Consider the following 1307-nt stretch of genomic DNA (forward strand, 5'->3'; position numbering starts at 1 on the left):
TTCTCGATACGATTTTATTCCGCTTTGCTTCATAAAATCACTCGAAGTGACGAACACTACACAACGTCAGTTCGAGTGCGAAGCGTATCGAGAACCAACGTCAGTTCGAGTGGTTTTAATACGAATGGAATTCGTGTTAAAATTGTATCGAGAACTATTCAATATCTTCCCAACTCAATTGCTCATCACTATCAATATCTCTAATTGCTTTTTTACCAAGAATTGTATTAAAATGCTCGGCTAAAATTTTACCGGTTCCTGGGCGTTTTACCCAAATATTTGCTTTTGTAAACAGTTCTCCCTTTTTAATTGGTGCAATACTACAAACGGTTGCAAAAGCAAAGTCTATAGTTACTTGCTCTTCTTTTGCTGGTGCTTTAACTCCTCCTCGCATTTGCCATATTTCATTACTTCCAATTATTAATTCTTTAGTTGTAGTTTCATCCATACTGCAAACAATATCAGGTCCTGTACGCTGCATTGTATCCGTAAAATGTCGTTCTAATATACTAGCCCCTAAAGCCACTGCACCTAAACAAGCATTATTATTTAAGGTATGGTCACTTAAACCAAACACTTTTGTAGGAAATGCATTGTGCATTTCACGCATTGCCCCTAATCGTACTAAATGTGCAGGTGTTGGATATAAATTGGTAGTATGCATTAATGCCAATGGTATGTTATTTCTATCAAAAATTTCAACTGCTTTTTGTATACTTGCAATGGTATTCATACCTGTGCTTAAAATAACAGGTTTTCCAAATTGAGCAATATGTTCTAATAATGGGTAGTTATTACATTCTCCTGAACCAATTTTATAAGCAACCACCTCCATTTTTTGCAAGCGATCTGCCGCAGCTCTTGAAAAAGGCGTAGAAATAAAGAGCATTCCTTTACTTTCTACATATTTTTTGAGTTTTATTTCATCAGACTCATTTAAAGCACAACGTTTCATGATGTCATATATAGAAATAGTTGCATTACCAGGAATAACTTTTTTTGCCGCACCACTCATTTCATCTTCAACAATATGTGTTTGATGTTTAATAACTTCGACTCCTGCCCTTGCTGCGGCATCAACCATTTCAAAAGCAGTTTGTAAAGAACCTTCGTGATTAATTCCTATTTCTGCAATTACCAATGGCGGGAAATCTAATCCTATTTTTCTTTTTCCTATTTGTATGTATGGGTTCATATCTCTTTTATTATATTCTATACGTCAGTTCGAGTGGTTTTAAATCGAATGGAATTCGAGTTAAAAGTGTATCGAGAACATTTACTACTTCAAAGCACTTCTCGATACGATT

General features: G+C 35.2%; 1 protein-coding gene. It reads right to left on the bottom strand.

Annotated features, from left to right (window positions below):
* Nucleotides 1-154: 154 nt before the first annotated feature.
* Nucleotides 155-1195 carry an N-acetylneuraminate synthase family protein gene (locus tag BM335_RS03365; RefSeq protein WP_090223163.1) on the bottom strand — a complete coding sequence of 347 codons (1041 nt, stop codon included), beginning with the start codon at nt 1193-1195 and terminating at the stop codon, nt 155-157.
* Nucleotides 1196-1307 lie beyond the last annotated feature (112 nt).

It is taken from the genome of Lutibacter maritimus (assembly GCF_900116115.1).
Classification (GTDB): Bacteria; Bacteroidota; Bacteroidia; order Flavobacteriales; family Flavobacteriaceae; genus Lutibacter; species Lutibacter maritimus.

Excerpts from the sequence above, each read along its gene's own strand:
- BM335_RS03365 (WP_090223163.1), bottom strand. The coding sequence starts at position 1,195 with ATGAACCCATACATACAAATAGGAAAAAGAAAAATAGGATTAGATTTC.